This window comes from Aminobacter sp. UC22_36, from assembly GCF_044056035.1.
In the GTDB taxonomy this organism is placed as follows: domain Bacteria; phylum Pseudomonadota; class Alphaproteobacteria; order Rhizobiales; family Rhizobiaceae; genus Aminobacter.
Genome location: NZ_CP171996.1, coordinates 2,145,687 through 2,167,281, shown reverse-complemented (window position 1 = coordinate 2,167,281; position 21,595 = coordinate 2,145,687). Strand labels below are relative to the sequence as shown.

At 64.3% G+C, this 21,595-nt stretch carries 11 protein-coding genes and 1 pseudogene; 6 read left to right on the top strand and 6 right to left on the bottom strand.

The genetic code is table 11. The annotated features are described in order from the left end of the window. Window positions 1-6 precede the first annotated feature (6 nt). The 6 genes from ACHMW7_RS13760 to ACHMW7_RS13735 form a co-directional block, all read right to left on the bottom strand. Entirely contained in the window at window positions 7-1,164 is a 1,158-nt protein-coding gene (locus tag ACHMW7_RS13760; RefSeq protein ID WP_395450770.1) for an ABC transporter permease, read from the bottom strand. A 12-nt stretch (window positions 1,165-1,176) separates the two neighbouring features. Continuing rightward, entirely contained in the window at window positions 1,177-2,214 is a 1,038-nt protein-coding gene (locus tag ACHMW7_RS13755; RefSeq protein WP_395450769.1) for an ABC transporter permease, read from the bottom strand. Window positions 2,215-2,329: 115 nt separating this feature from the next. Continuing rightward, window positions 2,330-3,985 (bottom strand): ABC transporter substrate-binding protein, encoded by a 1,656-nt coding sequence (locus tag ACHMW7_RS13750; RefSeq protein WP_395450768.1) that lies wholly within the window; start codon window positions 3,983-3,985, stop codon window positions 2,330-2,332. Between the two features lie 278 nt (window positions 3,986-4,263). Then, window positions 4,264-6,009, bottom strand: coding sequence for a translocation/assembly module TamB domain-containing protein (locus tag ACHMW7_RS13745; protein ID WP_395450767.1), 1,746 nt, complete (start codon window positions 6,007-6,009; stop codon window positions 4,264-4,266). A 111-nt stretch (window positions 6,010-6,120) separates the two neighbouring features. Further along, a complete protein-coding gene (locus tag ACHMW7_RS13740) occupies window positions 6,121-8,433 on the bottom strand; it encodes a hypothetical protein (protein ID WP_395450766.1) in 2,313 nt (770 codons plus the stop codon). 11 nt (window positions 8,434-8,444) lie between these two features. Next, window positions 8,445-10,301 (bottom strand): autotransporter assembly complex family protein, encoded by a 1,857-nt coding sequence (locus tag ACHMW7_RS13735; protein WP_395450765.1) that lies wholly within the window; start codon window positions 10,299-10,301, stop codon window positions 8,445-8,447. A 361-nt stretch (window positions 10,302-10,662) separates the two neighbouring features. Between ACHMW7_RS13735 and ACHMW7_RS13730 the strand changes: the two are divergent. From ACHMW7_RS13730 to ACHMW7_RS13705, 6 genes and pseudogenes are all read left to right on the top strand, one after another. Continuing rightward, a pseudogene (locus tag ACHMW7_RS13730) lies at window positions 10,663-16,153 on the top strand (alpha-2-macroglobulin family protein). A gap of 165 nt (window positions 16,154-16,318) precedes the next feature. Next, on the top strand, window positions 16,319-18,415 hold the full coding sequence (pbpC, locus tag ACHMW7_RS13725; RefSeq protein ID WP_395450764.1) for a penicillin-binding protein 1C: 2,097 nt from the start codon (window positions 16,319-16,321) through the stop codon (window positions 18,413-18,415). A 128-nt stretch (window positions 18,416-18,543) separates the two neighbouring features. Further along, a complete protein-coding gene (locus ACHMW7_RS13720) occupies window positions 18,544-19,254 on the top strand; it encodes a YadA C-terminal domain-containing protein (RefSeq protein ID WP_395450763.1) in 711 nt (236 codons plus the stop codon). Window positions 19,255-19,265: 11 nt separating this feature from the next. Then, window positions 19,266-19,853 carry an invasion associated locus B family protein gene (locus ACHMW7_RS13715; protein ID WP_395450762.1) on the top strand — a complete coding sequence of 196 codons (588 nt, stop codon included), beginning with the start codon at window positions 19,266-19,268 and terminating at the stop codon, window positions 19,851-19,853. Between the two features lie 112 nt (window positions 19,854-19,965). Next, complete coding sequence (locus ACHMW7_RS13710; RefSeq protein WP_395450761.1) at window positions 19,966-20,511, top strand: hypothetical protein; 546 nt, start codon at window positions 19,966-19,968, stop codon at window positions 20,509-20,511. A 47-nt stretch (window positions 20,512-20,558) separates the two neighbouring features. Beyond that, entirely contained in the window at window positions 20,559-21,587 is a 1,029-nt protein-coding gene (locus ACHMW7_RS13705; RefSeq protein ID WP_395450760.1) for a sulfate ABC transporter substrate-binding protein, read from the top strand. The last annotated feature ends 8 nt before the right edge of the window (window positions 21,588-21,595 follow it).

The window sequence follows — 21,595 nt, the reverse complement described above, 5'->3', positions numbered from 1 at the left end:
TCTCCCTCAGTCCTTCATCGATTGTTCGCGCAGCGCATCGGCAAGGAGGTTGAGGCCGAGCACGAAGGACATCAGCGCAAATGTCGGCGGCAGTGCCGGGTGGATGAAGGAGCGCAGCAGGCGGCTGGCGTCCTTGATCGCGGTGCCCCAGTCGGGGCTTTCAGGCGCCAGGCCGAGGCCGAAATAGCCGAGCGTGCCGAGCAGGATGGTGGTGTAGCCGATGCGCAGGCAGGCATCGACGATCAGTGGTCCGCGTGCGTTGGGCAGGATCTCCCACAGCATGATGTACCAGGGTGTCTCGCCTCGGGTCTGGGCAGCGGCGACATAGTCGCGTGTCTTGATGTCCATGGTCAGGCCGCGGACGATGCGGAACACGCCGGGGCTGGAAGCGAAGACGACAGCCACGAAGATGTTGAGCTGGTTGGGCTCGATCGAGACAATGCCGAACGGATCGGCGTTGAAAACGAGGCCGGCATAGATCCAGCCGCCAAACACGAGCGTGATGCCGAGCAAAAGATAGATGCGGTCGGGCCGGTCCTTGAAGCGGGTGTAAAACAGCACCGAGAAGAAGATGATCGGGAACAGGAAAAACAACCCGGCCAATGCATAAGGAATGGGCGTGTCCATGATGCCAGGCGTAACCAGCAGGTAAAACAGCAGGATCACCGGGAACGCCAGAACGAGATTGGCAAGGAATGACAGCACGGAGTCGATGCGGCCGCCATAATAGCCGGCGGGCAGGCCGAGCGTGATGCCGACCATCAGCGCGAACATCGTGGCTGCAGGGGCGATGATCAGCACGATCTGGCTGCCATAGACCATGCGCGAGAAGACGTCGCGCGCCAGCTTGTCGCCGCCGAAAAGATAAGTCAGCCCGGATGCCGGTTCGATAGCGCCGGGCAGCGCGTCCTTCATCACCGGAATCTGCGCCAGCGGGTCGAAAGGTGCGACCTTGGCCGCGAAGATCGCCGTGAACAGCCAGAAGAAGCAGATCGCCACGCCCGAAATGCCGACGCCCGAGTCATAGAGCTGGCCATAGAGACCGAGATGCTTGCGGAAGTTGAAGCTCGCGACCAGCACGATGGCCATGCCCAGCCACACCGGCCAGAACCGGGCGAGCACGCCAAGGAAGACCTGGAAACCGCCGATATATTCGATCTGCATGCGGCCGTCTCCCTACTGAACGCGGATGCGAGGATTGAGATAGGCATAGCCGACATCGGAGATCAGCTGGGTGACCAGAACGACGAAGACCGAGACCAGCGAGCAGCCAAGCAGAAGGTCGATGTCGTTGTTGCCGGCCGCTTCGACCAGCGTGAAGCCGAAACCCTGGTAGCGGAACATCGTCTCGACGATGACAACGCCGGTGAGCAGCCAGGGAAACTGCAGCATGATCACGGTGAACGGCGCGATCAGCGCGTTGCGCAGCGCGTGCTTGACCACGACGTTGCCAAACGAAAGCCCCTTGAGCCGGGCGGTGCGGATATATTGCTGGGTCATCACCTCAACCATCGAGGCTCGGGTCATGCGGGCAATATAGCCGATGCCGTAGATCGCCATGGTCATGACCGGCAAGGTGAAATTGTAGAAGGTAATCCCCTGCGAGGTGGCGCTCGCCGCCGAGCCGTTGAACCAGCCTAGCCATGACGCGAAGATGACGGTGAAGATGACGCCGGAGACATATTCGGGCGTCGCCGTCGTGGCGATCGAGGCCACCGACAGCGTGCGGTCGGTGCGCGATCCCTCGCGCATGCCGGCGAAGATGCCGATCAACAGCGCGATCGGCACCATCGTCACCATCACCCAGAACATCAGGATGCCGGTGGCGCCGAGTGCCGGAAACAGCTTTGACGCAACTGTGGTCTTGAATTTGGTCGAGCAGCCGAAATCGCCCTGCAGAACGCCGGAGAATTTCGGAACCGAAGGCTCGTTGCAGAACGAGAAGCGCGGCACGGCCTGGCCGGTGGCCGGGTCGATGTTCGGCTGCTTCGGCATCACGCCGAGCCATTGGCCGTAGCGGACGAAGAAGTTCTGCCGATAGCCGTTGCGCTGCAGCCAGCTTTCCAGCTGCTCTGTGGTTGAGCGCATCTCGGTCTGGCTGATCGCCAGCTTCTTCAGGTTCGGATCGAGGTTGATCAGGAAAAAGACGACGAGCGTCAGGCAGAGCATCGTCAGCCCGATGACCCCGAGGCGTTTGAGGATGAATGAAAGCACTGTCGCCCCCTGCCTATTGGGTTGGGCTCTGTATCAGGCGGCCCCGGGCGCAACCGGGACTGCCTGGCGAACAGTGGGAGGGACGGCAACGTCCCTCCCCTCAACAGTGGACGGCTTAAGCCTCCTTGTCGAGCCAGACCTTGTAGAAGTCGTGCTCGTTGGTCGGGTGCATGCCGTGGTTCATCACATATTTGGCGGAGTGGTTGAACAGCGACCGCCAATAGGACTGGATCAGGATGCCGGAGTCCTGAAGGATCTGCTCGAGATCCTTCATCAGCAACTTGCGCTTCTCGACATCGGGCTGCGCCGTGGCTTCGGTCAGCTTCTTGTCGAACTCCGGATTGGAGAACGCGCTTTCGTTCCAGGCTTCGCCGGATTTGTAGCCGAGCACCAGGATCTGCACGCCGAGCGGACGCATGTTCCAAGTGGTCATGGAGAACGGATACTTGGTCCAGTCGTTCCAGAAGGTCGAACCCGGAAGCACCGTGCGCTTGACCTTGATGCCGGCCTCGCGGATCTGCGCGGCAATGGCGTCGCCGGTGTTCTTGTGCCAGTCCTCGTCTGTGGTGATCAGGTCATGCTCGAAGTCGGCGTGACCCGATTCCTCCATCAGCTTCTTGGCGCCGGCGGCATCGCGCACCTTCTTTGGCAGCTCGACATACTCCGGATGAATCGGCGCGACGTGGTGGTTTTCCGCCACCGAACCGCGGCCGCCGTAACCGAGCTGCAGCACGGTCGCGTTGTCGACCGCCATCTGCATGGCGTTGCGAACCTTCTGGTTCTCGTAAGGTTTGTTGTTGACGTTGAAGCGCGCAACGATGGTCGCCGCGGTGACGACTTCCGACTTCACCAGGCCGAGACCGTCAAGAATATCGACATAGTCGGCGACGGTTTCGTAGTTGGTGTCGACTTCGCCAGCTTCGAAGGCGTTGACCGCAGCGGACGGATCGGGACCGTAGTCGATGAACTCGATGCCATCGAGATAGGCTTCGCCGCCCCACCACTTGCCATTTTCGCGCCGCTTGAGCACAGCCTTAGAGCCGACATCGTAGGAAACCAGCTCGAAAGGCCCGGTGCCGATCGGATGGCTGACCAGGTTCGAGCCGTTCTTTTCGAAGTCGCGGTGGACGATGATACCAGGATAGTCCGACACGCCGGGGATGAAGGTGATGTCGGGCGCCGGGAACTTGATGGCGATGGTGTAGTCGTCGACCTTGGTGATCGCGCCTTCCTTGGCCTTCTTGGTCGCCGGGTCGACAAGCGCCCCCATGCGGGCGGCCATCGAGTTGCCTTCGGCCGCACTGTCGCACCAGCGCAGCAGGTTGAACATCACGTCGTCGGCGTTGAATTCGTCGCCGTTGTTCCAGGTCGCGCCCTTGCGCACATTCAGCTTGTATTCGGTGGCGTCGTCGTTGATTTCCCAGCTCTCGAGCAGGGCCGGCTCGAAGGTGAAGGTGCGGGTGTATTTGACCAGCGGCTCGAGGAACTGGCGCGTCACGTTGGCCATTTCCGGCCAGTCATAGCTGCGCGGATCCTTCTGATCCTTCACGAACATCGAAACGCGGATGACACCGCCCTTCTTGGGCTCCTGCGCCAACGCCTCGGTCGGCGCGACCAGTCCCAGCATGCCGTAGGCCATTGCCGTCGTGGCGCCGAAGGCACTCGCCAGGGCCAGAAACTCGCGACGGTCCATCTCGCCGGACCCGGCGCTCTTCGCCAGCTCGCGGATGTGGCCGGGAACAAGATCAGAGTTGCTCTTGTAGAATGTCATTTCCGTCTCCCATTGAAGTGGCCTGTAACGTTACCATTTCGCATCCGTTTGCCGTTGTCAAAACGGTTGGATGTCGTCGTTCCCGGGATCAAGTTTGCAATTTTGGGAGGGGAGCAGTTCGCGTGATAGCGACAGAGTTGGCGCAAAAATGGTAGTGCGCAGCGGATTCGTCGGAATCTTCGCCCCGAGCTAATATGCCCAAGTTCCGACAACCGACGACAGTGCCACGACACAACGCCTGATATGTCAGTGCCGGGGTTGCCGCAGCGGCAGCTCGCTCAGTATTCCTTCTCGTAGAAGATGCCGCCCTTGGCCTCGCCGGCATTGGTGGCCTCGCCGCGCAGCTTGACACCACGGCCGACATTAAGATCGATCGTCGCCTTGCCCGAACCCGGCTGATCACCGGCTTCGATCGACAGATAGGTGCGGTCGTTCAAGTACTTGCCAACGGCAACCGAAGTGTCGCCCTGCTCGTTGGTCTTGATGTCGATGTCATCGACGCCAAGCGTCGCGCGCAGGCTCGACAGCAGTGACGTTGAACCGCCGATGCCGGCCATCTGGGCAGCCGCATCGGCGAGCTGGGCGATCTGCAACGGCGACAGGTTCGACATCGAACGGCCGAAGATCAGCCGCGCCAGCACTTCGTCTTCCGGCAGCGCCGGCACCGACGAGAAGGCGAATTTCGGGTTGTTGGCCTCGCCTGATATGGCAATGGTGACGGTGGCGTCGCCCGCCGTCGTCTCGGCAGCGAAATTGATCGTCGGTACCAGCGAGCCGGAAAAACCGACCGAGCCGCGGGTGAAGTTGAGCCGCTTGCCCAGGATGGACAACCGACCGCGGCGCAGCGTGAATTCACCAACCGCTTGCGGCGATGCCGACGATCCCGACAGGCGCAGCGAACCGCCAAGCTCTGCGTCGAGACCACGACCCTGGACGAAGATCTGGTTGGGCGCATTGACGGTGACATCGAGCATCAGCGCGCCGCTGCCGCCGCTCGCCTTTGCCGGCGGGCGCATCGCGTCCTGCTGGGCGACAACCGCCTTGGGCGCATTCTTGTGCTTGACATCGACGGCGGTCAAAGCACCCGGGAATTTTTCGGGAATGCTGATCACGGTGCGGGCAAGATTGATCGTTCCTGAAAGCACCGGTGCCGAGACCAGCGGGCCCTTGATGGCGATGTCACCACCGAGATTGGCGGTGACGACGCGGCCGTCAGTGTAGCGGCCGTCGCTCAGCTTGATGGCGATGTCGGCAGGGAAACCCTGGGCGGCGTTGGTGCCGACCGTGCCGGAGGCCGTCAGCGAACCGCCGGTCGACAGTGCACCTGTCAGCCGGTTGATGCGGGCCACGCCAGCGGCGATGCCAACGTCGAGATTGATATCGTTGATGGCAATACCCGACTGGGCGATCAAAAGCCGTGCGCCGGATGCGCGCACGCTGCCGCCGATGACCGGTGACGTAGCGGGACCGCGCAGCTGGACATTGACGTCGGCCGAACCTGTCAGCGCCATGCCCTGGGCGGCCAGCGTGCGGGTCAGGAAGGAAAATGGCACCGGCCCTGCGAAATTGAGGTCGAGCGCCACCGGTGCGTTGGTGACGACCGTGCCGCCGCCTTTCAGCGCCAGGCCCGAGCCGTCGCCGATCGTCGACTGGAAGGTGAGCTTGCCGGCGGCAAATGTGCCGGTCGAGCCGATATTCATGGCACCAAAGCCGGCGCCCGTGGTCTGCGACGTCGCCGCGCCCGCCACCTTGAGGTCGTAGCCGACAGTCGGATTGGCGGCAGCGCCCGAGACCTTGACGGTGCCCGAGATCGAGCCGGCCGCGCCAAGGCCGGGCGAGAACGAATTGGCGAGCGAAGCCGGCACATTAGCCAGCGTGGCGTTGAGATTGAGCGCCGAGCCGGCGGTGCCCGATACAGTCGCCGTGCCACCGCCGAGATTGAGCGCAAGCTTGTCGAGCGTCGTTGTGCCGCCTGATATCGAAACGGTCGTCGGACGCGCAATGGCTGCCTTGATGCCGCGCATGGTCGCCTCACCGGAGACCAGTTCGATTGTCGTTGTGCCGCCTGCCAGTTTGACGCGGCCGGCAGCCTTGGCAGGAATGTCGGCGACGGTGGCGCCGCCCGAGAATCCGGTTCATTCGCCGTCGCGCTTGAGGTCGACTGATATGCCGGAGATGACCGTCTTGCCCGAGGTCACCGACTTGGCCTTGATCGTGCCCGAGATCGCCGGCGCCTTCATGTAGTTGAGGATGTCGGCCTTGACCGAGACGTCGCTGGCGGCGAGATCGCCGCGCTTGAGCGAAGCCGTGCCGACCTCGACGGTTGCCTGCGGAACATCGCCGCTGCGGGTGAAGTTGATCTTGCCGCGCAGGTCGCCCTCGGCCTTCTCAAGCGCGAGCGCTGCGAGCGGGCCGATGTCGGGCATGTCGATGGTGACGGTGCCGAGCGGCGCGAAGTCCTGATCGAGAACCAGGTCGCCGGACAGTTTGTTGTCACCGAGCGACAGCGACAGGCCCTTGATCTCGCGCCTGCCATCGGCGGTGGCAAGCACGGCACTGCCCTGAAGCGGCTGACCGGCGACGTTGCCAGAAAGCTTGACATTGGCGGCCGGGTTGGCTGGGTCGATCTTGCCGGTGGCGATCAGGCTGAGCCCGGTGATCTCGCGTGCCGCCGCCTCGATGCGGTCGCTGGTGACGGTCAGCGAGATGTCGGGCGCGGTACGCGCGCCCTTGGCGGTCAGCGCGAAATCGACAGATCCCTTGGCATCCTTGGACAGCAACGAGATGTCGGCGAAGGATCCCTTGAGATCGGCGTCGACATCCGTGCCCTTGATTCGTGCCGTGCCGCTGGCGGTCAGCGCGCCAGAGGTGAACTCGATGGCATTGGCGGCGAAGCTGCCTTCGGCATCGCGGCTGGCGGTGGCGGAAAACTGGGTGCGCTCGGCGAGCGCGATGCGGACGCCTGATGGCAGCGCGCTGGAGGCGACATCGGCCTTGACGCCGAGTTCGAGCGACAGGTCGACCAGGTTGAGCTTGGCGTTCAGCGAACCGTTGAGCGTATCGCTGCGGATCGTGCCCTCGTCGACGACGACCTGCTCCTTGCCGATGGAGCCTGCCATGTCGACCGCGACGCGGCCGGCGACCAGCGGCGCCAGCGTCGCGACATCGGTCTTGAGTTCGGCGACACCCAGCTTGATCGACAGCGGGCCGCTGCGGCTGGCGATATCGAAGCCGTCGGAATGCGCCGAGGCGGCGATGTCGCGCAACTCGGTGTTGCCGGCGATGACCGACAGCAGCGAGGCGCTGAAATCGACAGCCGGTACCTTGCCGTCGCCAAAGGCGCGCAGGCTGGCGGCGTTGATGGCAACGGTGACCGGTTGGGCATCGCTGCCGAGGCTCAGCACGATCGGCCCTTCATTGGCCTTGACGTCAAGCGACAGGTCGGCGGCACCTTCCGGATTGAGCGAACCGGCGGCATTGGCGGTCAGGGCGCTGCTGGCGACGGTTGCGCGCTCGATGTCGAGACCGCCTGATGTCGTGCGTGTGCCGGCGACGTCGAAAGTGGTGTTGCCGGCGAGCAGCGGCTTCAGCGCTGCGGGCAGGAAATCCTCGAACGCGCCGTCGCCCTTGGCCGAAATGACGTTGCCGTTGTCGGTCAGCTGGTGGGTGCCGGAAATGCGCGTGACGACCTTGCCGTCGACGGCAAAGGTGCCGTTGCCGCTCCAGTTGGCGGCGGGGCCCTCGCCCGACACGACGAGCTCGACCGCCGGCTGGTTGGGCAGCTTGAGCAGGTTGGCGATGATGCCGCCAGCGGGTTCGGCGGCGCGGATGTTGAGCGCGATGCGGTTGTCTGCTGGCGCGAAAGCGATGTCGGCATCGACGACGCCTTGCTTTCCGTCGCTGCGCGAGACGTTGAGCTTGGTCTCGATGCCGAGCGGCGAACGGTCGGCGCGGACCATGCCCGTGGCGGCAAGCTCGGCAATGCCGGTGCCGGTGCCGGCCAGTGCTTCGCCAAGCGCGATCTCGGGCAGGTCGATCTGCTTGATGTCGACCGAGACCGGCAGCGACAGGCCGCCGCTGCTCTCTTTCCTGGTGCCGCCCTGCGGCAGGCGGGCGACCTCGATGCGGTCGGCAGCGATCCTGTCGGCGCGGAAAGTGCGCGACAATAGCGCCAGCGGCGACCAGTCGACAGCAACGCCGCGCAGGGCCAGCCAGGCGCCCTGGCTGTCTTCGATCACCACATTGTCGAGCCGGAGATTGCCCGACCAGATGCCGCTGAGCCCGCTCAGTCGGATCTTCTGGTCGGGTGTCGAAGCGACACTGGAAATCAGGCCAGCCAGGTTTTCGCGGCCCTTGGCGGTCAGCGTGAAGACGGCCGTGGCGCCGATGACGAAGGCCAGAACGACCGCTACCGCGATGCGGAGGATGCGCAGGATTTTCTTCAGCATAACCATCGCGGTCAGAACGCCTGGCCGACGCCGGCGTAGAAGCCGTAGCTCGGATCGCCCGGGCCGGGATTGAGCGGCACGGCGACATCGACGCGCAGCGGGCCGAACGGCGTGAGGTAGCGGACGCCAATGCCGGCACCGACGCGGACCGTGGCGAAGTCGGGGAATTGCTTGGCGGAGACGGTGCCGGCGTCGATGAATGGCACGATGCCGAACTTGTCGTTCAAGGCGTAGCGAATCTCGACCGAGGTTTCGGCATAGGACAGGCCACCCGTCGGCTTGCCGCCGATCTCCGGACCGATGCCCTGGTAGGCATAACCCCGCACCGAGCCGCCGCCGCCGGCATAGAAGCGCCGGTCGGCCGGCACGTCGTCGAGGCCGGCACCGAGGATCGAGCCGATGGCGACGCGGCCGGCGAGCACAAAGCGGTTGTCGGCGCCGAGCCCGTAATAGGTCGAGCCCTCACCCTTGAGCTTGACGAAGGTCTTGCCGTTCAGCGCGTCATAGGTCGGCTCGACATAGGCCAACGCGCGGAAGCCGCGCGTTGGGTTGAGCTTGTCGTCACGGTTGTCATAGGCATATTGCAGCGGCGTCGAGACCAACAGGTAGCGCTTTCCCAGAGGATTGAGCGCGTCTTCGATGTCGGAATAGTCGACGGCGAGCGAGGCCGAGACGGTCTGCTGCTTCGTCAGTTCGTAGGATATGCCGGCGTTGCCCTTGACCGAGAAGATGTCATAGGCGTCGGGATGCTCGAACGACACCTTGGCGTTGGCGAAGAACTTCGAGGCCGGCCCGATGACGCCAGGCTTCTCGAACATGATGCCGGCATTGTAGTTGAGCTTGCCAAGTTCGGTGGTGTCGCTGATGCGGCCGATCGAGCCGCCAATGCGCAGCTTCTCGGCGCGTCCGAACAGGTTGCGGTGGCCCCAATAACCTTCGACGCCTGCGCCCTCGGTATTGGAGAAGGTGGCGCCGGCGCCAAAATAGCGCATCTTGCGCTCGCTGACACGGACATCGATGGGGATCTCGCCGGCCGGGTTGAGGGCAAGCGCCTCGTTGATCGACACCGAGCTGAACACGTCGAGCGCCAAAAGGCGGTTGCGTGCCTCATCGATCTCTTTGGGCGAGTATTGCCGGCCGCGTTCGAGCCCGGTCATGTAGACGGTGAAATCGCGGTCGACGGCCTCGGTGCCCTCGACAGACGTCTCGCCATAACCGGCGATCGGGCCAGCGGCGACGTCGAGGGTGACGTCGAGCGTGGTGGTGGCATGATCGGCGACGATGGTGCGGCTCGTCACCTTGGCCAGCGGCCTGCCCTCTTCCTTGAGCGCGCGCACAATGCCGGCTTCCGCCTTCAAGATGGCGTCAGAGTTGGCATTGCCGCCCGCGATAAGGCCGAAATCGGCGCCCCTGACGTTGGCGGCGTCGCCCTTGAGCACGATATCGCCGAGGGTAAACATCGAGCCCGGCTGGACGGTGACGCTGACGGGGATCGGCTGCGGCCCGTCGAACACGGCGTCGGGCGCCAGATCGTCGAGATTCTTGCCGGCAATGGAAATGTTGACGACGCCATCGTAATGCGCCTTGGAAAACAGCGCGGCGACGAGGCGCTCGCGATCGTTGCGCGCCTTGGCGAGCAGGCCGAGCGAACCCGATACTGGCCGCTCGTCCTCGCCCTTCAGCAGCGAGGCGTTTTCGATCGCCTCCTTCAGGTCGTCGTCAGTGGTGTCAACCTCGAAGGTGACGGCATAGTCGAGCGGGTCGACGACGTCGGCGTCATCTTCCTTCGACGATCCCCACAGCCTGATTCCGAAGATCTCGAAGGCCGCTGCCTTGTGCGTTTCAACAGCAAGGATGGTGGAAGACAACGCAAACGCGAACGCCGCGCGCGGAAGCGCACGGGCGATCGTAGGTCTGTCGAAATCCACGCAAACGCCGCACAAACATCAATCCAAGGTAACTCCCAATCCTAAAATTGGAATGAAGTTTCTGGCTTTTCGTAAAGCAGCCACATTCGATATGTCAGAATTCATTGGGCGAATGAATGACAGCCGGGATAGGGATTCGGGTGTTTTCATCGGGGCGATCCGCATGGCCGGGCAATACCATGCACAGCGTCCAAGACAAGTATTAAGGTGGTAGGCCAAGCCTGCCTGGCTGCGGTATTGACTGTACTGTGGCAAGCTTGAACATGTCGCCTTGAGCGACGATCAGGGGGTTGGAGGGACTATGACGATGCGTGCGGCGCGAGCTTTTCCGGTATTCGTTCTTCTCTTTCTGGCCACGGCATTCGGGCTGGCCACGACGTCAGGGGCCGCGGCGGTCGAAGCCCGGCGTGTCGTGACGACCGAAAACAGCGATTATTTCGGGTTCGACCTACGCTCGGAGCAGAATGTCAGCCTCGACCAGTGCCAGACATCGTGTCTGGGCGACCAGTCCTGCCGCGCCTTCACCTACAACACCAAGGCGAAATGGTGCTTCCTGAAATCCGATTTCGCTCTGATCAAACCGTTCACAGGTGCGATTGCCGGCAAGGTCGTGCCGGTCAGCGGTGAAGCAGATATCGGCGCACCGGCCGAGCTGTCATTCTTCCCGGCCTCGATGGTCGACGAGGCGCGCCAGTACCGCAGCGCGCTGACGACCAACACGGTCGTCGACCCGGCCCTCGGTCTCGCCGCGCTGATCGATACCGGCGAGCAGGCGCTCTTGGGCGGCGACGGCCGCACGGCGATGCAGAAATTCCGCGCCGCAGCGATCATCCTGCCCGACGACGCCGCGATCTGGACCCGCCTCGCCCGCGCCACGCCGACCGTGTCGCCGATCAACGGCGAAGAAACCGCTTCGCTGCAGCGCGATACGACGTCGAGCGCCTACAACGCCTATCTGTTGTCGCGCTCGGCCAGCGGCCGCGCCGAAACGCTGGCTCTGCTGGCGCGCGGTCTCGACAAGCGCGACATGTTCCGCGCCTCGCTGCAGGCCTATGAGGCGAGCCTGGCGCTCGACAATTCGGCAGCGACCCGCGCCGAATATGAAGACCTGAAAGCGCGGAAAGGCTTCCGCGTCGTCGAGCATACCATCGACGCCGACACCACCTCGCCGCGCGTCTGCGCCCAGTTCTCCGAAGCCCTGGTCAAGACGGGTGTCGACTATGCGCCCTTCGTCACCATCGACGACGCGGCTCCCAAGAGCGTCGAGGCCAAGGACCAGCAGATCTGCGTCGAAGGCCTGCAGCATGGGCAGCATTATCGCGTGACCTTCCGTTCCGGCCTGCCGGCGGCGATCGGCGAGGTGCTGGAAGCCCCTGTCGTGCTCTCGGTCTATGTCCAGGATCGCGGCCAGTCGGCGCGCTTCACCGGCGACAGCTTCGTCCTGCCCTCGACCGCCCGCCGCGGCATCCCTGTTGTCACCGTCAACATGGAAGCCGCCGACATGAAGCTCTACCGCATCGGCGACCGGTCGCTGGCGCAGCTTCTTTCCGGCTACCAGTTCCTGCGCCAGCTCGACGGTTATGACCTGTCCAGCATCTCCGACCAGATGGGCGAGCCGGTCTGGGAAGGCCAGATGGCGATCACCAATGAGCTCAACAAGGAAGTCACCACCTCCTTCCCGGTCGACGAGGCGCTGCCCAACCGCAAGCCCGGCGTCTATGTGCTGACCGCCCAGCCGGTCGACGACAAGAGCGACACCTGGACGACCAAGGCAACGCAATGGTTCGTCGTCTCCGACATCGGACTGTCGACCTACACCGGCCAGGACGGGCTCAACGTGTTCGCCCGCTCGCTCGGCTCGGCCAAGCCGATCGCCGACGCCGAACTGACATTGCTTGCCCGCAACAACGAGATCCTCGGCACCGCCAAGACGGATGCCGAGGGCCGCGCCACCTTCAATCCGGGTCTCACCCGCGGCAATGGCGGACTGGCACCAGCGGTGCTGATGGCCAGGCAAGGCGACGCCGACTTCGTCTTCCTCGACATGACCCGCGCCGGCTTCGACCTGTCCGACCGCGGCGTCACCGGCCGCGCCGCACCCGGCGCACTCGACGTCTATGCCTGGACCGAACGCGGCATCTACCGCGTCGGCGAGACAGTTCACGCGGCGGCGCTCGCACGCGACGACACCGCCAAGGGCGTCGACAACCTGCCGCTGACCTTCATCTTCACCCGTCCCGACGGTGTCGAGGACAGGCGCGTCGTCAGCCAGGGCGGCAAGTCAGGCGGCCACGCCGTCGACCTGCCGCTATCCACGGCTGCCATGCGCGGCACCTGGACGATGGCCATCCACACCGACCCCAAGCAGCCGGCGGTGTCGAGCCAGATGTTTTTGGTCGAGGACTTCGTGCCCGACCGCATCGAATTCACGCTGACCTCCGACCGCAGCGAGATCGCGGCGGGCGAAACCGCCGAGGCCACCGTCGACGGCCGTTTCCTGTATGGCGCACCGGCCGCGGGCCTGGCGCTCGAAGGCGAGCTGACGCTGTCGACCAAGCGCCAGTGGGACAGCTTCAAGGGCTATTATTTCGGCCTCGCCGACGAACAGGAAGGCGAAGCCACGCGCATTCCGCTGACCGACATGCCGGTCGTCGGCGATGATGGCAAGGCAACCTTCCCGGTGTCGGTCGACCAGTTGCCCTCGACGACGAGGCTGGTGAACGCTGCGCTGACCGTGCGCATGCGCGAGACCGGCGGCCGTGCCGTCGAGGAAAAGCTTGACATCGGCATCCGTCCGCAGGCGACGATGATCGGCATCCGCCCCGACTTCTCGGGCGAGGAGGTGCCGCAAGGCGGCACCGCCAAGTTCAGCCTGATCGCCGCCGAACCCGGGGGCCAACGCGCGGCACTCGCCGGCGCACAATGGTCGCTGGTCAAGGTCGAGCGCAATTACCAGTGGTACCGCTCCGGTAACAGCTGGAACTACGAGCCGGTGACCTTCACCAAATCGGTGGCAACCGGCCAGGTCGACCTCACCGCCGATGCCGACGCGACAGTTTCGCTGCCCGTCGACTGGGGCCGCTACCGCCTTGAGGTCGAGACATCGGATCCGGCCGGCCCGGCAACGAGCTACGAATTCGACGCCGGCTGGTATGTCTCGCAAACCTCGACCGAGACGCCCGACGGCCTCGAAGTCGCACTCGACAAGGAAAGCTACAAATCGGGCGAAGTGGCCAAACTCCAGGTTTCGCCGCGCTTTGCCGGTGAGCTTCTGGTCACCGTCGGCGCTGAAAAGCTGTTGAAGACGATCTCTGCCAGCATTCCCGATGGCGGTGCGACGGTCGACATCCCGGTCGGCGAAGACTGGGGCGCCGGCGCCTATGTGACGGCGACGCTCTATCGCCCCGGCGAAGCACAGGAATCGCGCATGCCGGCGCGCGCCATCGGCCTGAAATGGCTGTCGGTCGATCCGGCGGACAAGAAACTGAATGTCGCGCTGACGCTGCCCGAGAAGACCGAGCCGCGAAAGACGCTGTCGATCCCGGTTTCAGTGACAGGGGCCGCGGCAGGCGAAAAGGCCTATGTCACAGTCGCCGCCGTCGATGTCGGCATCCTCAACCTGACCAACTACAAGGCACCGGACCCCGAAGGCTGGTATTTCGGCCAGCGCATGCTGGGGCTTGAACTGCGCGACCTCTATGGCCGCTTGATCGACGGCTCGCTGGGTGCCATGGGCAAGCTGCGCACCGGCGGCGACGGCGCAGCGCTGACCTCGCAGGGCAGCCCGCCCAAGGAAAAGCTGGTCGCCTTCTTCTCCGGCATCGTCGAACTCGATGCCGACGGCAAGGCGACCGTCGATTTCGACATTCCGCAGTTCAACGGCACGTTGCGCGTGATGAGCGTGGCGTGGACGAAGAACGCCGTCGGCCATGCCACCGGCGACGTGATCGTGCGTGATCCGATCGTGCTGACGGCAGGCATGCCGCGCTTCATGGCACCGGGCGATTTTGCCGAGATGACGCTCGACATCACCAACACCGACGCCCCGGCCGGCGACTACAGCTTTGCCGTGGAGACGACGGGCGACCTGTCGACCGGCAGTGCCGCCCTGCCCGAAAAGGTGACGCTGGAGCCGGGCAAGCGCCAGACACTTTCGATCCCGCTGATGCCGCTGACCGCAGGGACCGTCGGGCTGAAGATCCGGCTTGCCAATGCCGACGGCCTCGAGATCGAGCAGGAACTGTCGATGCCGGTACGGCCCGGGCAGTTGCCTGTGACCACGCGCATGGTGGTGGACCTCAAGCCCAATGCCTCGCTGCGCATCGACAAGGAACTGCTGGCCGCAAGCCTGCTCGACGACGCCCATGTCAGCGTCGGTGTGTCGCTCGCCTCTGCCTTCGACGTGCCCTCGCTGCTGATGACGCTCGACCGCTACCCCTATGGCTGCGCCGAGCAGACGACCAGCCGGGCGCTGCCGCTGCTCTATGTCAGCGAGCTCAGCGCCGAAAACGGCATGGCCGACGACCCTGAGCTGCGCGAGCGCATCCAGGGTGCGATCTACCGCGTTCTCAATTACCAGGCCTCCTCGGGCAGCTTCGGCCTGTGGGGTCCGGGGCTCGGGCGATTTGTGGCTCGACGCCTATGTCACCGACTTCCTGACGAGGGCGCGCGAAAAGAGCTTCGACGTGCCGCAGCAAGCGATGATGCAGGCGCTCAACAACCTGCAGAACGCCATCAGCTACGACGTCGATGTCGAGGACCGCGGCTCGGAGATCGCCTATGCGCTCTATGTGCTGGCGCGCAACAAGAAGGCCTCGGTCGGCGACCTGCGCTATTTCGCCGACACCAAGCTGGAAGCCTTCTCCAGCGCGATGGCCGTGGCCCAGCTCGGCGCAAGCCTGGCGCTTTACGGCGATGCCCAGCGCTCGGAAAGCCTGTTCAGCGCCGCCCTGCAGGTCGCCAGGACGACGACCGAGCACGACTGGTACCGCTCCGATTATGGCTCGCGCCTGCGCGACGGCGCGGCCATGCTGGCGCTTGCCGCCGAAAGCAAGCCATTGCCTTCGGTGGTGCCGGAGCTGGTCAAGATGGTGGCGGCGGATCGCGCCAGGGCACGCTGGACCAGCACCCAGGACGACGCCTGGATGTTGCTTGCAGCACGCGCGCTGAAAGCCGGCAACGAGGCGATTGCGCTCGATATCAACGGTGCGGCTCACATCGGCGCCTATTCCGAACGCGTCGACGGCACTGATCTTTTGACCAACCCGATCGTCATCGCCAACACCGGCAAGGATGACCTGCAGGCGGTGGTGACGACAGTCGCCGCCCCGGTGCAGCCGCTGCCCGCCGGCGGCGACGGCTTCACCATCGAGCGCACCTACTACCGGCTCGACGGCAGCGAAGCCAATGTGACGGAGGTCAAGCAGAACGAGCGTTTCGTTGTGGTGCTCAAGATCAGCGAGCTCAACGACTGGCCCTCGCGCGTGGTGGTGGCCGACATGCTGCCGGCCGGCTTCGAGATCGACAATCCGGGGCTGGTCAACAGCGCCAATCTGTCGAACTTCTCCTGGCTGGAACAGACGGAAGCCGCGCATCTCGAGTTCCGTAACGACCGCTTCATCGCCGCCATGAACAGCGGCGAAGGTGCTGACCAGGACTTCACGCTGGCCTATGTCGTGCGCGCGGTGACGCCCGGCACCTACGCGCACCCGGCGGCGAATGTCGAGGACATGTACCGGCCGCAATATTCGGCGCGGACGGCGACCGGCATGATGGAGGTGAAGGCGGAATAGGATGTCTGCTTTCAGTCCAGCAACGACTTCGGCGGCAGGCTTCGCGCTGCCTCTCATCCGCCTGCCGGCACCTTCTCCCCGTGAACGGGGAGAAGGGACGAGCGGCAACGCTGACGCCTCCCTCGCCCCGCTTGCGGGGAGAGGGTAAGGGTGAGGGGCAGAGCTATGCTCTCCGCAAAAACCACACGCAGGATCGCCCTTTGGGCAACTGGCGCTACCAGTCTGGCAGCCCTCGCCTTCGGCAGCCTTTACGCGCTCGACCGCGCCTTTCCGCCTCCCCTGCCCGAAAAACTGACCATCTCTGCCGAGGTGCTCGACCGCGACGGACAGCTGCTGCGCGCCTATGCGACGCCTTCGGGCCACTGGCGGCTTGGCGTCGGCCTCGACCAGGTCGACCCGCAACTGGTGAAGATGCTGGTCGCTTATGAAGACAAGCGCTTCTGGGACCATGAGGGCGTCGATCTGCTGGCGCTGGGGCGTGCGGCTCAGCAATTCGTCACCAATGGCCGCATTGTCTCCGGCGGCTCGACATTGTCGATGCAGCTGGCACGGCTGATCGAGCCGCGCGAAAGCCGCAGCCTCGGCTCCAAGCTCAAGCAGCTTGCTCGCGCCATCCAGATCGAGCGGCGGCTGTCGAAAGAGCAGGTCCTCGAACGCTACCTGACGCTCGCCCCTTACGGCGGCAACCTCGAAGGCGCGCGCGCGGCCTCGCTTGCCTATTTCGGCAAGGAGCCGAAGCGGCTGACGGTTTCGGAAGCCGCCCTTCTGGTCGCCCTGCCGCAATTGCCGGAGCGGCGCCGGCCCGACCGCAATCCCGCCAACGCGCGAGCCGCACGCGATCGCGTGCTCGGTCGCATGGTGACGGCGGGCTTGCTGAGCGAAACGGAGGCGGCGCGCGCGGCACTCGAAGACGTCGCTGCGATGCGCCTTGCCTTGCCGTCATTGGCGCCGCACGCCTCCGACACAGCGCTACGCAATCAGCCCGGTGTCGTCAGCCACCAGCTCACCTTGCGCAAAAGCGTTCAGGACGGGCTTGAAGCGGTGGCGCGCGAGGCCGCCAGCCGGCTGGGGCCGAAAATCTCGGTCGCCATGGTGCTGGCCGACGCGATGACTGGCGAAATCCTCGGCGAAGTCGGTTCGGCCAGTTACCTCGACGCCTCGCGCTCGGGCTGGATCGACATGACAAGGACGATACGCTCGCCCGGCTCGACGCTGAAACCGTTCATCTACGGCCTCGCCTTCGAACAGGGACTGGTGGCGCAAGAAACGATGATCGAGGACCGGCCGGCCGATTTCGGCGGCTACCGACCCAAGAATTTCGACATGAGTTACCAGGGCGACGTGTCGGTGCGCCAGGCGCTGCAGCTGTCGCTCAACGTGCCGGCGATCCGCCTGCTCGACGCGGTCGGGCCGCAGCGGCTGACAGCGCGCTTCCGCCAGGCCGGCGTGACTCCCCAACTGCCTGCGAATGAAGTGCCTGGCCTCGCCATCGGCCTGGGCGGCGTCGGCGTGAGCCTGCGCGACCTCGTCCAGCTCTACACCGGGCTTGCCAATGGCGGCCGCGCCAAGGCGCTCCGCGATGGATCGGAGCCAGGCACGCCCGCCCCGCTGGCCAATGGCACCATCCTGGAAGAACAGGCCGCCTGGCAGATCGCCGACATCCTTGCGGGCGTCAAGCCGCCGGAAGGGGCGGCCAAGCGCGCCATCGCCTACAAGACCGGTACCTCCTACGGCTACCGCGACGCCTGGTCGATCGGCTATGACGGCCGCTACGTGCTCGGTGTCTGGGCCGGGCGGCCGGATGCCGGTGCGGTGCCCGGGCTGTCGGGTTATGTCTCGGCGGCGCCGATCCTGTTCGAGGCCTTTGCCCGTTCCGGCCTGCCGTCGATGCCGTTGCCGCGCCCGCCGGCAGGAACGTTGCGCACGGCTCGCGCCGACCTGCCGGTGACGCTAGGACGCTTTTCGACCGCAAGCGAGCTGCCGGCGGTGGCGGCCGCCATCACCGAACCGGCGCCGCAGATCGTCTTCCCACCCGACGGCGCCCGCGTCGAATTGGGCGCATCGTCAGCCGACGCATCGCCGCTGGTGCTCAAGCTCCAAGGCGGGCGGGCGCCGTTCCGCTGGCTCGCCAACGGCAAGCCGCTGGCAACCATCGCGCGCCGCCGCGAGGCGACCTGGCAGCCCGACGGCGCAGGCTTCTCGACACTGACCGTCATCGATGCGGCAGGACGCGCGGCGAGTGTCAGGGTGTTCGTGGAGTAGGCGCTGACTTTTGTTTGTGTGCAAATTGTCACAACCTGCAACCGAGCCAGTTGATCACTCCTCCGCTTGTTGACTTGTCCGTTAGCTTCCCAACATAAACAATTGTTAAGTTTCAGGGTTGGGGAACCATGGGCAGGGTAAAAGTACTGAAGACGGCGTTCGGCGCGGCCGCGGCGTTGATGGCGTCGCAGATCCACGCAAGTGCGGATCAGGTGATCGCGGACGATCTCATCGTCCAGGGCAGCACCTGCGTCGGGCTCGATTGCGTCAACAACGAGAACTTCGGCTTCGACACTATCATCCTGAAGGAAAACAACACCCGCATCTTCTTCAACGATACCAGCACCTCGGCGGGCTTTCCGGCGAATGACTGGGCGATCGAGATCAACGATTCGCAGTCCGGCGGGAGGTCGCATTTTTCGATCGTCGACCGCACCGCGGGCCAGACCCTGCTTCGCCTCTGCGCGGTGGCCGACACCAACTGCACGCCGATCCTGCCCGGCGCGGGACTCGATCCGCAGACCGCGCTCAACACAGCCGACATCGCCACCAACACGGCCCGCATCGGCTCGCTCGAGCAGACCGTCGGCAACCTCCAGGAAGAGAACCAGACCAACAAGGAAGGCGTCGCCATGGCGCTTGCGATGGGCGGCGGCGGGCTGGCTTCCGACGAGAACTATGCGCTGAACTTCAACTACGGCAATTTCGACGGCGCCAGCGCCGCCGCCATGTTCGGCAGCGCCCGCCTCGACGACCGCTGGTCGCTGAACGGCGGCATCGGCTACGGCTTCGGCAATCAGTCCGTCGGTGGACGCCTCGGCGTGCGCGTCGGCTGGTAGTCTTGTCTCGCATGCACTGGCGCACACTCACCCTGGCTTCGCTCGGCTTGTGCGCCATGCTGCTGCCGGCAGCAGCACAGGAAAAGGCGGCTCCTGTCGCCGAAACGCCCGCGCCCTCGGCTGCGGCTCCCGACAAGCCGGCCGGGGACATCAAGGCAAAGGCCGAGATCGTGACCGAACCCAAGGCGGCTTGGGACGTCTCGTGCAAGCCGGACGCCGCAGGCATCAGGATGGCCTGCGTCATGTCGCAGGCCCAGACCCTCGCCGACACCAGCCGGCGCCTGCTGCGTGTCGAGATCGTGCCGCCGAAGACAATCGGCAACGACAATGCGCTGATCAAGCTCAGCTTGCCGCATGGAACCTTGTTACAGCCGGGCGCCGAAATCCGCGTCGACGATGGCCAAAGCTTCCGCGTACCGTTCCAGGTCAGCGACGCCGACGGCGTCTACACGACGCAGCCGCTCGGCAGTGACCTGATCGCCGCGATGAAGCGCGGCTCCAAGCTTTTCGTCTCGGCAACGTTTTCGGACGGAAAGAAGCGCGAAATCCCCGCATCGCTCGCCGGATTCAGCCTCGCTTATGCGAAGATCGTGGAGTAGCAACGCGGCAGCCTGATGGCGCGCCGCTGCTGACGACCGTGATCGACGCTGCGTCCCGCGCGGCAAACGTCAGGGCATTCGTGGAGTATGTGATTTGATCTCGCGGCAGGACATGTTCGACGCACTTCTGGAAGTCGATCCGACATTCCAGCCGGTCTGGGACGCGTTTATGGACAAATGGCGCGACCAGATCGAACTGCCGCTTTACCTGGCCTTGGGAGATCTCGCTCGACATGTGCTCGGCAAGCTCAAGAGCGGCCAGACAAGTGAACTTCAGCAAATCTTCGCAGTCGTCGAGAGTTGGCTCGCCGACGGTGACGAACTGGTGCGGGAAGCGGCGACGATCGGGCTGCTGGAGGACCTCCAGAACCCGAACCTGCACAAAACCACATCGCCGGATCAGCTGAAACAGTGGCTGGGCCCGCTCAGCGCAATACAATGGACAGAGGTCGAACGGTTCTGGTCGGGCAGATCGCCAAGGCCTGATGGCCCCTTGCCACCCGCTTCACCTCCGCTACCTCTCATCATTCGTGTCGAACGTTTCGATCGATCACGCGGCGCGGGACTTTTTAAGCGAGCAAAAAAATTTCCGGCGGCCCGGCAGTTCGCACGAAATTTGCCCATGCGGCGCGAAATTCGGAACATTCGCCGCATCTAATTTCTACCAGTTCGATAGAGTAGAACCATATTCGAACGGAGGCGGAAATGACCACTTCACGCAGAACCATCCTGCTCTCGGCGCTGCTGGCCGGCGCGGTTCAATTCGGTGGCCTGGGCTTTGCCCATGCCGACACCACGCTGCTCAACGTCTCCTATGACCCGACGCGCGAGCTCTACAAGGACTACAACGAGGCCTTCGCCAAGCACTGGAAGGCCGAGAGCGGCGAGACGGTGACGATCCAGCAGTCGCATGGCGGCTCGGGCAAGCAGGCCCGGGCGGTGATCGATGGCCTCGACGCCGACGTCGTCACGCTGGCGCTCGAAAGCGACATCAACGCGATCGTCGAGAAATCGAAGAAGATCAATCCCGACTGGCGCTCGAAGCTGCCCAACAATGCTTCGCCCTACACCTCGACGATCATCTTCCTGGTGCGCAAGGGCAATCCCAAGGGCATCAACGACTGGGGCGACCTGATCAAGGACGGCGTCCAGGTGATCACGCCGAACCCGAAGACCTCGGGCGGCGCGCGCTGGAACTACCTCGCCGCCTGGGCCTGGGCCAACGGCCAGTTCGCCGGCGACGAAGCCAAGATCAAGGAATTCGTCGGCAACCTCTATGCCCATGTGCCGATCCTCGACACCGGCGCGCGCGGCTCGACGGTGACCTTCGCCGAACGTGAACAGGGCGACGTTTTGCTCGCCTGGGAAAACGAGGCCTATCTCGCGCTCGACGAGTTCGGCGCCGACAAATTCGACATCGTCTTCCCACCGCAGTCGATCCTGGCCGAGCCACCGGTCGCGGTGGTCGACGCCAATGTTGATGCCAAGGGCAGCCGCAAGGTCGCCGAAGCCTACCTGAACTACCTCTATTCGGCGGAAGGCCAGACCATTGCCGCCAAGCACCACTACCGTCCTTCCAAGCCCGAGCTGGTGCCGGCCGCCGATCTGCAGAAGCAGCACGAACTGAAACTGGTTTCTATCGACGATCCGATTTTCGGCGGATGGAAGAAAGCACAGCCCTATCATTTCGGAGATGGTGGTATATTCGACCAGATCTACAAGCCGGCCCAGTAAGCCAAGGT